Here is a 12,570-nt window from a genome sequence, read left to right as displayed (position 1 = left end):
GAACATCCTGGTCCGCGCGGCATCGGTGACTTCGCGTGTCAGCACCGCATGCTCCAATGGCACGAATACGCTGACGCTGCCGGCCGAGGGGTTGATGGTGCCTGCGAACGCGACCACCAACAGCAGCGCGTAGTCATGGACCAAAGCAAAGGCCACGCCCGTGGCGACCATCAGGCTGGCGGCGGCAAACAGGAGTTGGCGGTGATCGTAACGGACGCCGAGGAACCCGACACCGATGGTTAAGAGCGCGGAACCAAGCAGTGACGCCGTTGCGATCACGCCGACCTGAAGGGGAGTGAAGCCTAATGCGAGGAGATAGACCGGCAGCAGAACGGCCACGAAGCCATCGCCCATGTCGCGCAAGGCACGGGCCATGAAAAGAAAGGTCGTCGAATGGATCCGCAGCACTGATCTGCCTGCCCTCATCACCTGCGTGAGCGCCCGCGTGTTCTGTTTCAGGCGGCCGTTTCGACCGGCAGGCCGGCGGTCTTCCATTCGGGATAGCCGTCTTCGAGCCGACGCGCGAGATAGCCCTGCTCTCGCAAGGCGGCGACCGCTTCGAACGAGAGAACGCAATAGGGGCCGCGGCAATAGGCGATCACTTCCCGATCTGCCTCTAGCTCGCCTAAGCGACGCTCCAACTCGGCCAGCGGGATGTTGAGGGCGCCTGGAAGATGTCCGGCCGCGAACTCATCCTCTGGCCGAACGTCGAGAACCGTGACCATGCCGTCATGCAGCCTTGAGACGAGCTCGTCTCGCGACACCGGCTCCATCGCATCGCGAGCCCGGAAGTAGTCGGCCATGACGCGGCCGATTTCGGCAACATTTCGCTCGCCGACGCGGCCGAGCGCCTTAATCAGCGCCACCACCTCGGCGTCGCCGGCGAGGCTATAGAGCATGTGCTTGCCGCGGCGCTCCGTCTCGACGAGGCGCGCCCGCCGCAGGATCTGCAGGTGGCGCGACGTGTTGGCGAAGCTCAGATGGGCTCGCGCGGAGAGGTCCTCGACGCTGCGCACCCCTTGCGCGAGGTGCTCCAGAAGCTCGAGCCGATGCGGATGGCCGAGCGCCTGAGCCACTTCGGCAAGGCTCGCGTAGATCGCCTGTTTCGGTCCGGTGCTTGACACGGCTTCTCCTCAGTGGAACATTCAGCGGAATGATTGAATGTCTCTAGCCCGTCGTCGCGAGGCGCGCAAGACCATGATCCTTCGCCAATTCCTTCATACCGATCCAGTCGGCGTCTCATACCTGTTCGGCTGCGGCGGCAAGGCAGCCGCGGCCGTCGTCGATCCGGCCGGCGACATCGAGTTTTACCTGCGCGCCGCCGAAGACGCCGGCATGCGCATCCACTTCGTCGTCGACACGCATGTTCATGCCGACCATCTCTCCGTCGGCCGCGCGCTCGCCGAAGCGGCGGGCGCCGCATACGTGCTCGGGGCGGAGGCGTATGTCGCGTTCCCGTTCAAAGGAATGCGCGACGGAGAGGCCCTCTCGCTCGGCAACGTCGCCGCAACCGTCCTGCACACACCCGGTCACACCCCGGAGCATATCTGCATTCTCGTCAGCGACCGCACGCGTGCCGACGAGCCATGGTTCGTGCTGACCGGCCACACGCTGATGGTCGGCGATCTCGGTCGCACCGAACTCGCCGTCAGCGCCGAGCAAGGCGCAAAGGATATGTTTCACAGCGCCGGTCGGCTCAAGGCTCTCCCAGATCATGTCGAGGTGCTCCCCGGCGCCTATGCTGGCTCGGTCTGCGGCCGGCGCCTGAGCGGCAAGCCCTGGTCGACCATCGGTTTCGAGAAACGCCACAACGAGGCCTTGCGGATCGAGGACGAAGCCGCGTTCATCCGCTTCATGCTCGCCGAGATTCCCCCGGCTCCGCCCGAGGCCGCGGCGCTCCGGGCCGCCAATTCCGCCTTGGCTGCGGCGGCGGCCTGACCCATGGACGAAGCGGCATCGGTGCCAGGCAAGGCGGGTTCACCCGTCAGGCTAGGCCTCAGAGAGAACTGGCCGCAATTCGCGCTGCTCGTCGTGATCAACGCCTTTGTCGGCGGCATGGTCGGGATAGAACGAACGGTGGTGCCGCTGATCGGATCGGAAGAGTTCCACGTCACGTCGACAACGCTCATCGTCTCCTTCATCGTCAGCTTCGGCGTCGTCAAGGCGCTCGCCAATCTGGTCTCGGGGCAGCTTGCCGACGCGTGGGGCCGCAAGCGCGTGCTCGTCTTGGGATGGCTGGTCGGCCTGCCGGTGCCGTTCATGATCATCTGGGCGCCGACCTGGGAATGGGTGATTGCGGCCAACGCATTGCTCGGCATCAACCAGGGGCTCGCCTGGTCGATGACCGTGATCATGAAAGTCGATCTCGTCGGGCCAAAGTCGCGCGGCCTTGCCGTTGGTCTTAACGAGTTCGCCGGCTATCTCGCCGTCGGGGTGACGGCGTTCCTGACCGGCTATCTCGCCTCACAATACGGACTTCGGCCAGTGCCGATCTATCTCGGCATCGGTTATGCGGTCGTCGGTGCCGCACTGTCGATCCTGCTCGTGCGCGACACGCGGGACCACGTTCGGCTGGAGGCCTCATCCCACGCGCAGCAGTCCGCGCCGATCAGCTTTCGGGAAGTCTTCGCGCTCACCTCGTTCGGGGATCGCAACCTGTTCGCCGCTTCGCAGGCCGGCCTCGTCAACAATCTCAACGACGGCATGAGCTGGGGCATTTTCCCATTGTTCTTCGCTTCCTTCGGTCTCGGCGTCGAGCGCATCGGCATCCTCAAGGCGGTCTATCCCGCGACATGGGGTGTCCTGCAGATCGCCACAGGCCCCTTGAGCGATCGCTGGGGGCGCAAGGGCCTGATCGTCGCCGGCATGTGGGTACAGGCCGCGGGTCTGTTTCTCACCGCGGCGACGCGCCAGTTCGAGTGGTGGATCGTCGGCAGCCTTCTGCTCGGCCTCGGCACGGCGATGGTCTACCCAAGCCTGATCGCAGCCGTCTCCGACGCCTCGCATCCGACCTGGCGCGCCCGCTCACTCAGCGTCTACCGCTTCTGGCGGGATCTCGGCTACGCGATCGGCGCGCTCTCCGCCGGCCTCATCGCCGACAGCTTCGGGCTGTCATGGGCGATCACATCGATCGCCGCGCTGACGTTTCTCTCAGGGGTAGTCGTGGCTGTTGTGATGAGCGAAACCGAGGCTCATCCGTCCGCGAGGAGGGCAACATGACAGCGGCGGCAGATCGCTGCCCAAGCAATTGATCCGGCGCAAGCTCGCCGCGCTGCCCGTTGGGCCTATATTGGAATTTGACCGCGACCGGCAGTTTGCCGGCAGTACGGAAAGAGCCCAAAGCATTTCCGGCCGCAGAGCCGCCAGTGGGTCAAAACTGCCGAGCCCATGAGAGGAAGGAGGATGCTATGACGTTGATTTCATTGACGCGCGTGGCCGCGCTCGCCGCAATTGTCGCCGCCGGCATGACGGCTATAGCCGCCGCGCAAACGACCGCAGCCGATCCGCACCATCCCGATACGACGGTCGCACAGGCGGCGCCGTCCACCGAGCCTGGAGATATGGTGGGACAAGACCAAGGGGCACAGCCCGCTCAACCCGGCATGATGCCTCCCGGAATGATGGGTCAAGGCATGATGGGCCAAGGCATGGGTCAGGGCATGATGTGCGAGATGAAGCAGCCCGGCATGATGGGCGCAATGCCGATGATGCGCATGCGCGGGCACATGATGAAGATCATGTTCGCCATTGCCGACACGGACGGCGACAGCGCGCTTTCCTTCGAAGAGATCACCGCCATCCATAAGCGAATCTTCGACAAGGTGGACGCAAACAAAGACGGCAAAGTGACACCCGAAGAAGTGCAGGCATTCATGCGGCAGTAGCCGCGCGCAGCTGATCGCCGGGCGACAAGCCGCGAAGGAGGCTCCCGAACATGACGTCGATCTACCTCGACTACAACGCGAGCACGCCGATCGATCCGGCCGTCACGGCTGCCATGCGGCCATATTTGGATGAGGCTTTCGGCAATCCGTCGAGCGGCCATTGGGCGAGCATGCCGGCGAAGGCTGCGCTGGAGAAGGCCCGCGGCCAGGTTGCGGCACTACTCGACTGCGCACCCGACGAGATCGTGTTCACAAGCGGCGGCAGTGAGGCCAACAACCTGGCGATCAAGGGCACGTTCTTCGCCCTCCGCCACAAGGGCGAGCACATCGTCACCACCACGGTCGAGCACCCGGCCATTCTCGCGCCTTGCCGGTTTCTCGAGGAGTTCGGCGCGGCAGTGACCTATTTGCCGGTCGACAGCACGGGCCGGGTCAATCCCGAGGACGTGCGTCGTGCCATCACGCCGCGCACCATCCTGATCAGCGTCATGCACGCCAACAATGAAGTTGGCACGATCCAACCGATCGAGGAGATCGGTGCTGTTGCGCGGGAACGTGGGGTCCGGTTTCACACCGACGCAGCGCAGTCGGTCGGCAAGATTGCAACCAAGGTCGACGCGCTTGGCGTCGATTTGCTGACCATCGCCGGCCACAAACTCTATGCACCAAAGGGTGTCGGGGCGCTCTATGTCCGCGATGGTGTCACGCTCGAGCCGCTGATCCATGGCGCGGGGCACGAACATGGCCGGCGCGCTGGCACTGAGAGCGCCTTGCTCGCGGTTGGCCTCGGTACGGCCTGTGCGCTCGCCAGCGACCTGGAGCCGATGGCACGCGTCCGCGTGCTGCGGGATCGTTTTTGGGACGCGCTGCAGGAGGGTTTCGGCGACCGTGTCGCGCTCAACGGGCACCCTCAGCATCGCCTTCCCAACACGCTCAGCGTTTCATTCGTCGGCATGATCGGCGCCGAGGTGCTTTCGCATCTCGACGGCGTCGCGGCGTCGACCGGTTCGGCCTGTCACGCCGGCCGGGTCGAGCTCTCCCCAGTGCTCACGGCCATGGGCGTGCCCGAGAAGATCGGCATGGGCGCCGTTCGCTTCAGTCTTGGTCGAGCCACGACCAGCGCCGAAATCGACGCCGTCGTGGATCAGCTTCGAGCCGTCACGGTCCGATCCGCCATCCGCTAGACGATAGGACCCGAAGAGACGGCACCACCCATCGTTGCGTCATAAAGCCGGTCGCGCCGGCGGCTCTTTCGCCGCTGTGGGTTCCTCTGGACTGAGGGCGCCCGGCCGGAGCCTGAACAGGATCAGCAGCGGCCCGGCGACGAAGATGGAGGAATAGGTCCCGGCGAGGATGCCGAAGATCATCGCGACCGTGAAGGACTGGATGACCTCGCCGCCCCAGATCGAAAGCGCCGCCAGCGCGAACAGCGTCGTCACGCCGGTGAGGACCGTTCGCGCCAGAGTCTGGTTCATCGACAGGTCGAGCAGCTCGGCGATCGGCATCTTTTTATAGCGGCGCAGGTTCTCGCGGACCCGGTCATAGACAACAACGGTATCGTTGATCGAATAGCCGACGATAGTCAGGATCGCGGCTATCGAGGTCAAATTGAACTCTATGCCCGCGACGACGTAGAAGCCGATCATCAGGATCACGTCGTGGAAGGTCGAAATGATGGCGCCGAGCCCGAACTGCCACTCGAACCTGACCCAGATGTAGACGAGCATCGCCAGCAGCGAGGCGAGCACGCCCATCGTGCCGTTGAAGGCTAGTTCCGAGGACACAGTCGGGCCGACGACCTCGATGCGGCGGAACTCGTAGTCAGATTCGAGCGCGCTTCTCACTTTCTGGACGGCGGACTGTTCGGCAACGTCGCCGCCCCCCTGGGTGCCGATGCGTATCAGCACATCCCGGGTCGACCCGAACTCCTGCACCTGCACCTCGCCCAGTTCGAGACCTGTCAGGCGCTCGCGGATGTTGCCGATGTCGGCCTGCTGACCCTTCGCCTGCACCTCGATGCTCGAACCGCCGCGGAAGTCGATGCCGTAGTTCATGCCGACAGTGAAGAACGCCGCGGCCGAAGCGATCGACAATAGCAGGGACAGCGTGAAGGCGTACTTTCGGAACGCCATGAACGGCACGCGCGTGTCGTCGGGCACCAGTCGCATGACACCGCTGGGCATGGTTTTCGGGCGTTGCCGGCGAAGCCAGAACGCGACCAGCCAGCGCGTCAGCGTGAACGCCGTGAACACGGTGGTGACGATGCCGATGGCGAGGGTGACGGCAAATCCCTTGATCGGCCCTGAGCCGAGAAAGAACAGGATGACGGCGGCAATCAGCGTCGTCACATTGGCGTCGACGACTGTCGCCAGCGCCTGTTTGAACCCGGAATCCATCGACTGCACGATCGAGCGCCCTTGGCGGCTCTCTTCGCGGACGCGCTCGAAGATGATGACGTTGGAATCGACCGCCATCCCCATCGTCAGCACGATGCCGGCGATGCCGGGCAGCGTCAGCGTCGCGCCGAGAACCGACAGGACGGCGATGATCAATGCGACGTTGGCCAGGAGCGCGATATTCGCGATCAGCCCCAGTCGCCCATAGGCGAACAGCATGAAGCCGACGACGAGGAACCCGGCGACGATTGACGCGAACTGGCCGGCGTCGATCGAATCGCTGCCGAGGCTCGGGCCGACGGTGCGTTCCTCGACGATGGTGAGGTCGGCAGGCAGTGCGCCGGCGCGCAGCAGGACCGCAAGGTCGTTCGCGCTCTCCACCGTGAAACTGCCGGATATCTGCCCGGTGCCGCCCAGGATTGGTTCGCGGATCTGCGGCGCGGAGATCACCTCGTTGTCGAGGATGATCGCGAACAGGCGCCCGACATTGGTCTGAGTAGCCTGACCGAAGCGGCCGGCGCCGCGGCTGTCGAAGCGAAACGAGACCACCGGCTCGTTGGTGCGCTGGTCGAAGGTTGCCTGCGCATCGACGAGGTTTTCGCCGGAGACGATGATCCGATTCTCGATCAGATGCGGAACCCGCGGTTCGTCCGTCGAATACAACACCGTCGAGCCCGCCGGCGGGCGGCCGGAGATAGCCTCCTCGACCGGAATCGACTGGTCGACCATCTGAAAGGTCAGCTTCGCGGTCTGTCCGAGAATATCCTTCAGCCGCTGCGGATCCTGCAGGCCCGGCACCTGGACCATGATACGGTCCGAACCCTGGCGCTGGATGATCGGCTCGGTCGTGCCGAGCTCGTTCACGCGCCGGCCCACCACCTCGATCGATTGGGTCAGCGCCGCGGCGATCCGGTAGTCGATCCCGGCTTCGGTCAGCGTAAAACGCAGCAGCCCCGGTTCCGGCTCGGCCATCTCCATCTCGGTCACGGAGCCGCTCATGAAAAGTCCGGTCGAGATCGGCTGCGTCAATCTTTCGAGCGCGCTCTTCGCAGCTTCGACCTGACCTTGGTCGCGAATGCGGACCTGGATCGAATTGGCGGTGCCGGTAAGTCCGGTATAACCGATCTGGGCATCGCGCAGCGATGTGCGAACCTCGTCGCGGGCCGCTTCGAGGCGTTCGTTGGCGAGGTCCTGCCGATCGATCTGGAGCAGGATGTGCGAGCCGCCCTGCAGGTCGAGCCCCAGCGTCAGCTGCTGCTTTGGCAGCCAATTGGGCAGCGATGCCAGAGTGGAGGCGGGAACCAAATTGGGCGCTGCGTACAGGATACCGGCCAGGACCGTCAGCCAGATGAGAATGGTCTTCCAGCGCGAAAAATGCAGCATATTCTTATCCGTTCAGCCCATATCGGGCGGAAACCGCCTCCGACAAGTGCTTTGGCGTTCCGATCGGCGAGCAACTCGACGAGAGCCCAGGAACGCGATGTGAAAGTTTTGGGAGCCGAGGGCCGTCGCGCGGCCAAGATCATGCCGTGAGAAGCGGAGGCGCGCGCGCATCGAAGGCGCGGTTCGGCGACAGTTTCGGCCGGTCCTCAGACCCCATAGCAAACGGTGCGGCTGACGCGGTTTCGAGCGGCAGGCGCAAATCCGGGATAATGCAAAAGGGCTTGCCGTTTGCCGCAGTGACAGGCGTTCCCGTCTTGAAACGGGAAGTCTCAGCAGCAACACGGCGTGCAATGTCGCGGACAAGGAAAGTCGGGTGTGTGACGGGCTCGGTCGCGCCGAGCCTCATTTGCCCCTTGGCAAGATCCTGTGCGACGTGCTCGGCTGTTGCCGCGGGAATGGTCCAGATCAAGAAGAGCAATGAAGCGAGCAGCCGCAGACCAGCACCCATGCTGAGCAGAGTGCCGGGCCTTATGCTAGCCTGTCTTCGACCGTTTCGTCTCATCTCACCGGCACGGCTCGTCATACACTGGGGCAAAATATGCTTTCGCCGTCGTTGTCTCAGCAAGCGGCAAGCCGCCCTCCTGGTCCTTAACTATAGTACTTGGATTGCGAATTGAAGCGCACCTTTCACGCACTCAAGGGTAAGTGTGTTGGCCGATCGGTTGGCGGCCTACCGCTTCTCTATCAACTGGACATAGTTTTTCAGGATACCGCTCCAGCCGCGATCGGAGTCGAAGATCTCACGCACCGCTTCGCCGGCCGCGCCCATGTTCTCAAGCCGACGATGCTCGAGCTCGACGCGAGTCGCGTTCTCGCCGGCCTCGGAGAAGTTGATCTCGACTTCGGTCAGCAGCGACGGATCATATTGCCAGTCGGCGCGAATCCGCCATGCCAGGACGATGCGGTTTGGCGGTTCCCACGCCAGCACTTCGCCCCAGTCGCATTCCGTCCCATCCTCGCCGGTCTCAAACCAGCGGCCTCCTGCCTTTGGCTCGATAGTCGCGCTCCTGAGCGCGGACTTGCCTATCGAGTGGGACGCCGGCCACCAACGTCCGAACCCGCTCGTGAACACTTCAAACGCCGTGGCAACCGGCACGTCCACGGTGACCGACTTGCGCACAGGCGCTGGTTTAATGATCGCCGTCATTATTTCGCTCCTTGGCTTTGTTGATCTCGTTTCGGAAGGCGTCGAGCGCGTTCCCCCACATCTGGTCGAGCCAGGCTCGCATCTCGCCAAGACCATGAGGGTCGACATGGTAGATGTTGCTGGCGCCGCGAGGCTCGGCGCGGACCAGCCGCGCCTCCCTCAGCACCTTCAGATGATGAGAGATCGCGGGCTGAGACACCGGCAGGGTTCGAGCGAGGTTCGCTACCGAACGCGGCTCTTCGGCCACAAGCTCGAATACCTTTCTGCGCGTGGGGTCGGCCAGCGCGACCATACCTGCATAATCATAAATCATGGTTTATGATAAGCACAGGTTTATGATCAAGGCAACCCCAGTTGCTTGCGAAGCAGGGCAGAGGGCAGCGTATTCTCTCCTCATTCAGGTCTCATGCTGCGCTTCCTTCAATGAGAGGAGCACTGGGGAGGAGACCGAACCCAAGCACCTCAGACACGGACTTGAATGGCCACCTCTCGACTCGTGTACGAGTATACGAGTCGATCATCTACATAACTTCATGACCTTCGTCGGGAACCGTTCGGGCTGCGCGCCGAGACCCAATGTGCCTACTGCCGGCATCCCTGCCAGACCATTTGGAGACGCTCATGGCCGACACCTCGAAAAGACTGCGCATTGCCGTGCTCTTTGGCGGACGCTCCGCCGAGCATGACGTTTCGGTGCTGTCGGCAACCAATGTCATGCGTGCGCTGGAACCCGCGAAATACGATGCCGTTCCCGTCTTCGTCACCCGCGAAGGACAATGGCTGCTGAGCAGCTTCGAGGATGGCACGCTGGCGAAACCTTCGACCGGTACAGAAGTCTGTCTGGTGCCGGGCGGACAAGGACGGGTGTTGGCGATCCCGACGAATGGCACGCCTCACGAACTGCCTGCCATCGACATCCTGTTTCCCGCCCTGCACGGCCTCCATGGCGAGGACGGCTCGGTGCAGGGGCTCGCGGAGGTGGCGCGTGTGCCGCTCGCCGGCTGCGGCATACTCGGTTCGGCCGCCGCCCTCGACAAGGACATTGCCAAGCGGCTGCTGAACGAGGCGGGCTTGCCCACCGCGCGTTCCGTCACAATCCACCACGGCGCCGCACCGGCCTTTGCGGAACTGGAGAGCGTGCTTGGTCTTCCGCTTTTCATCAAACCGGCCCGGCAGGGCTCCTCTGTCGGCGTCAGTAAGGTTTCGGCTGAAAAAGACTATGAGGCAGCGCTGACAGAAGGTTTTGGTCACGACCGCAAGCTGCTGGCCGAAGAATTTATTCGAGGCCGCGAGATCGAGTGCAGCGTGCTGGAGGATACGCAAGGCGGCCTCTTCGTTTCCCGTCCTGGCGAAATCATGCCAGCACAGAGCCACGGTTTCTACAGCTACGACGCCAAATATATCGACGAGCACGGCGCCGCGCTGAAAGTCCCGGCTGAACTGCCGCAGGAGATTGAGGGCAAGATCCGCGCGATGGCAGCAAAGGCCTTCCGTGCGGTCGGCTGCGACGGCATGGCCCGCGTTGATTTCTTCGTGACGCCTGACATGCGCGTCCTCATCAACGAGCTCAACACCATTCCCGGTTTCACCGATATCAGCATGTATTCCAAGGCGATGGCGGCAAGCGGCGTCAGCTATTCCGAAATCATCGATCGGCTGGTGGCGCACGGGCTGGCACGCGCTGGTCGATCTGCTTGATGGCGAGAGCTTGTCGGAATATCCCCAACTGAAGCGACGATCTTGCGACCGGATCTGGCTGAATAATTTGGTGCGTGGCCTATGACACTGAAGACCTTATCAACGGCCCGAAAAAGCCGACGATACGCGTTATTCGCTTCTGGCTGGAGTCGAGGAAGGCTATGTCCAAACCCTCGGGGAAGGACGATCCATCAGGCATCACAAACTTCCACGCGAAGCGTGCGATCCCATGATGAACATCCACGTCACTTGTCCGTAAGATGCGGGCACCGGGATGCTTGGCCAGAACTCCTGCGATGTGCGCGAGCAGTTCTTCCGCGCCAGTCGCATGGACTGTAGGGTCGGTGTATGTTGCGCCATCGCTCCAGACCGATGACAGCAACGCCCGCCGCTGCTGGGCGTTCTCATCAGACCAGGCAGCACAATACGAATCGATGAGAAGCGTCAAAGGCATCCTATTCCCCTAATGCAGATCACTGGCCTGACTCGGCCCATGCTTGGACAACAAAGCCCGAACGCAGCTCATCGTTAAACGGCCCGCTGGCTGACGGTAAAGCATGATCCGCCTCAGTAAGGCCGAAAGCTGCATAATGAAAATCCGCTCAGCCAGTCAGAAAGGGCCTTCTCGCAATCCAGGTCGGAGAGGTCTCCTATCTGGACTTTCCCAGAAACTGCGATAACGCGGCAAAATCATCATGTAAGTGGCCAGCTGCAATCGCCCGTTGGAAGATCGCATCGTAAGCGTTGACGACCGAGCGGTCGATCTTGCGCGCCTCCATCAGCTCCAAGAGATGCTGGAATGCGCCGTAGTGCGGGGAGATCGACGAGAGCGTCTCGTTGTCGCTGGCAAAACGGCCAGCATTCGTCCGCTTGATGAGGTCGACGACAAGCCCGTCAACAACAGGCGCTGTTGCGGTCCACTGCCGTGCCAACTCGCCGAGGTCGATCTCTTCGGCCTGAGACACGGCGATCGCATGGAGCGCTCCGAACAGCGCGCCCCACATGAGAGCAAGCAGCGCGCTATCAAGTGCGTTCGCCCGTCCCGGTTCTTCCCCGACATGCTGGACATTGCCGCCCAAGGCACGAAACATCTCCTCGTTCGCGTCGAAAGCCTGCCTTGGCCCCGAGATCAGTATCGTCCCGGCATCTGTGCCGATGAAATCCGGCGTGGCCATGATCGCGCCATCGAGATAGTTGGCTCCGTGCTCGGCAACCCATTCAGCGGCTTCGCGTGCGCCATGCGGCGTTCCCGAAGTGAGCTCCACGATCAGCTTGCCGCGAATAGCTGAAGCAACGGCATCGTCGCGCAGAACCGCGCTTGCCTGGTAGTCGCTTACGTTCACGATGATAATCTCAGCCGCATTGACAGCTTCGAGGACGGACCCCGCGACAGTGGCGCCGAGCGCGGCCAGCGGTTCGGCCTTTTGTTTTGTCCTGTTCCAGACCGTCGTCCGATATCCCGACTGAAGCAGGGCGCGGGCGAGCGCCGATCCCATACGACCCGTCCCCACGACGCTGATTGAAAGCTTCATTGCAACACTCCATACCAATAGATGCCAATAGGCGCCCGGCGCCATGGTTTTGCCGTCACGGGCAGAGGTATGCTGGAGTGAATGGCGCGCACAATACGCACCTGGAGGTAAGTGGTTACCCAACGGTAAGGAGAACATCATGAATAAGCCGACGGCCAATTGCGGCTTCGCAACCGCGATCAAGGCGATCGAAGGGAAGTGGAAAGTGGATATTCTTTGTGAGCTTGGAACGGCGTCTCGCAGGTTCGGCCGGTTGAGGCAGTCGATTCCGGCGATCAGTGAAAAGATGCTGACGCAGCAATTGCGTGAACTGGAGGCCGACGGGCTTGTGAACCGAGAAGTCTATCCGGGATCGCCGACTAAGGTCGTCTATTCGTTGACGGAAAGCGGAGCGGCGCTCAATGCTGGAGCAGAGGCGTTATGCCGTTGGGGTGAGCAATTCCCTTCCGGTATCGATGCTTAACGGAACT

The 12,570-nt window shown here is 62.6% G+C and carries 13 protein-coding genes; 6 read left to right on the top strand and 7 right to left on the bottom strand.

Annotated elements, in window-relative coordinates:
* A partial coding sequence (locus EOC93_RS17985; protein WP_164759183.1) for an MFS transporter occupies positions 1-426 on the bottom strand: 426 nt, incomplete at its 3' end.
* Positions 427-455: 29 nt separating this feature from the next.
* The gene (locus EOC93_RS17980; protein ID WP_095484525.1) at positions 456-1,124 is read right to left on the bottom strand and encodes a metalloregulator ArsR/SmtB family transcription factor; all 669 of its coding nucleotides are present in this window, start codon (positions 1,122-1,124) and stop codon (positions 456-458) included.
* A 37-nt stretch (positions 1,125-1,161) separates the two neighbouring features.
* Here EOC93_RS17980 and EOC93_RS17975 point away from each other — a divergent pair, with 37 nt between their 5' ends.
* From EOC93_RS17975 to EOC93_RS17960, 4 genes are all read left to right on the top strand, one after another.
* On the top strand, positions 1,162-1,938 hold the full coding sequence (locus EOC93_RS17975; protein ID WP_245461486.1) for an MBL fold metallo-hydrolase: 777 nt from the start codon (positions 1,162-1,164) through the stop codon (positions 1,936-1,938).
* A gap of 3 nt (positions 1,939-1,941) precedes the next feature.
* Positions 1,942-3,219 (top strand): MFS transporter, encoded by a 1,278-nt coding sequence (locus tag EOC93_RS17970; protein ID WP_127205277.1) that lies wholly within the window; start codon positions 1,942-1,944, stop codon positions 3,217-3,219.
* A 188-nt stretch (positions 3,220-3,407) separates the two neighbouring features.
* On the top strand, positions 3,408-3,884 hold the full coding sequence (locus EOC93_RS17965) for an EF-hand domain-containing protein (protein ID WP_164759182.1): 477 nt from the start codon (positions 3,408-3,410) through the stop codon (positions 3,882-3,884).
* Between the two features lie 50 nt (positions 3,885-3,934).
* Complete coding sequence (locus EOC93_RS17960; RefSeq protein ID WP_127205276.1) at positions 3,935-5,068, top strand: cysteine desulfurase family protein; 1,134 nt, start codon at positions 3,935-3,937, stop codon at positions 5,066-5,068.
* A gap of 39 nt (positions 5,069-5,107) precedes the next feature.
* Here EOC93_RS17960 and secDF read toward each other — a convergent pair whose 3' ends face one another.
* The 3 genes from secDF to EOC93_RS17945 all read right to left on the bottom strand — a co-directional run bounded on the left by secDF (position 5,108) and on the right by EOC93_RS17945 (position 9,183).
* Entirely contained in the window at positions 5,108-7,663 is a 2,556-nt protein-coding gene (secDF, locus tag EOC93_RS17955; protein ID WP_127205275.1) for a protein translocase subunit SecDF, read from the bottom strand.
* 730 nt (positions 7,664-8,393) lie between these two features.
* On the bottom strand, positions 8,394-8,870 hold the full coding sequence (locus EOC93_RS17950; protein WP_126104034.1) for an SRPBCC family protein: 477 nt from the start codon (positions 8,868-8,870) through the stop codon (positions 8,394-8,396).
* The gene (locus EOC93_RS17945; protein ID WP_126104033.1) at positions 8,854-9,183 is read right to left on the bottom strand and encodes a metalloregulator ArsR/SmtB family transcription factor; all 330 of its coding nucleotides are present in this window, start codon (positions 9,181-9,183) and stop codon (positions 8,854-8,856) included. The genes EOC93_RS17950 and EOC93_RS17945 overlap by 17 nt, the downstream gene beginning before the upstream one ends.
* 308 nt (positions 9,184-9,491) lie before the next feature.
* Between EOC93_RS17945 and EOC93_RS17940 the strand changes: the two genes are divergently transcribed.
* Positions 9,492-10,568 carry a D-alanine--D-alanine ligase family protein gene (locus EOC93_RS17940; RefSeq protein ID WP_126104032.1) on the top strand — a complete coding sequence of 359 codons (1,077 nt, stop codon included), beginning with the start codon at positions 9,492-9,494 and terminating at the stop codon, positions 10,566-10,568.
* A gap of 79 nt (positions 10,569-10,647) precedes the next feature.
* Here EOC93_RS17940 and EOC93_RS17935 read toward each other — a convergent pair whose 3' ends face one another.
* Together EOC93_RS17935 and EOC93_RS17930 are read right to left on the bottom strand one after the other, a co-directional pair.
* Positions 10,648-11,022, bottom strand: a complete 375-nt coding sequence (locus EOC93_RS17935; RefSeq protein ID WP_095484517.1) for a hypothetical protein — start codon at positions 11,020-11,022, stop codon at positions 10,648-10,650.
* Positions 11,023-11,218: 196 nt separating this feature from the next.
* Positions 11,219-12,145, bottom strand: coding sequence for an NAD(P)-binding domain-containing protein (locus EOC93_RS17930; RefSeq protein ID WP_245461485.1), 927 nt, complete (start codon positions 12,143-12,145; stop codon positions 11,219-11,221).
* Positions 12,146-12,239: 94 nt separating this feature from the next.
* On the opposite strand from EOC93_RS17930, the gene EOC93_RS17925 reads away from it, so the two are divergent.
* Positions 12,240-12,563, top strand: a complete 324-nt coding sequence (locus tag EOC93_RS17925; RefSeq protein WP_095484515.1) for a helix-turn-helix domain-containing protein — start codon at positions 12,240-12,242, stop codon at positions 12,561-12,563.
* The last annotated feature ends 7 nt before the right edge of the window (positions 12,564-12,570 follow it).

This window comes from Mesorhizobium sp. M6A.T.Ce.TU.002.03.1.1, assembly GCF_003997275.1.
Taxonomy (GTDB): Bacteria; Pseudomonadota; Alphaproteobacteria; order Rhizobiales; family Rhizobiaceae; genus Mesorhizobium; species Mesorhizobium mediterraneum.
Note: the sequence above shows the minus strand (reverse complement) of the source record. Positions and strands in the feature narration are given on the sequence as shown.

Excerpts from the sequence above, each read along its gene's own strand:
- EOC93_RS17975 (WP_245461486.1), top strand. The coding sequence starts at position 1,162 with ATGTCTCTAGCCCGTCGTCGCGAGGCGCGCAAGACCATGATCCTTCGC.
- EOC93_RS17950 (WP_126104034.1), bottom strand. The coding sequence starts at position 8,870 with ATGACGGCGATCATTAAACCAGCGCCTGTGCGCAAGTCGGTCACCGTG.
- EOC93_RS17945 (WP_126104033.1), bottom strand. The coding sequence starts at position 9,183 with ATGATTTATGATTATGCAGGTATGGTCGCGCTGGCCGACCCCACGCGC.
- EOC93_RS17965 (WP_164759182.1), top strand. The coding sequence starts at position 3,408 with ATGACGTTGATTTCATTGACGCGCGTGGCCGCGCTCGCCGCAATTGTC.
- EOC93_RS17925 (WP_095484515.1), top strand. The coding sequence starts at position 12,240 with ATGAATAAGCCGACGGCCAATTGCGGCTTCGCAACCGCGATCAAGGCG.
- EOC93_RS17960 (WP_127205276.1), top strand. The coding sequence starts at position 3,935 with ATGACGTCGATCTACCTCGACTACAACGCGAGCACGCCGATCGATCCG.
- EOC93_RS17930 (WP_245461485.1), bottom strand. The coding sequence starts at position 12,145 with ATGGCGCCGGGCGCCTATTGGCATCTATTGGTATGGAGTGTTGCAATG.
- secDF (WP_127205275.1), bottom strand. The coding sequence starts at position 7,663 with ATGCTGCATTTTTCGCGCTGGAAGACCATTCTCATCTGGCTGACGGTC.
- EOC93_RS17940 (WP_126104032.1), top strand. The coding sequence starts at position 9,492 with ATGGCCGACACCTCGAAAAGACTGCGCATTGCCGTGCTCTTTGGCGGA.
- EOC93_RS17970 (WP_127205277.1), top strand. The coding sequence starts at position 1,942 with ATGGACGAAGCGGCATCGGTGCCAGGCAAGGCGGGTTCACCCGTCAGG.
- EOC93_RS17935 (WP_095484517.1), bottom strand. The coding sequence starts at position 11,022 with ATGCCTTTGACGCTTCTCATCGATTCGTATTGTGCTGCCTGGTCTGAT.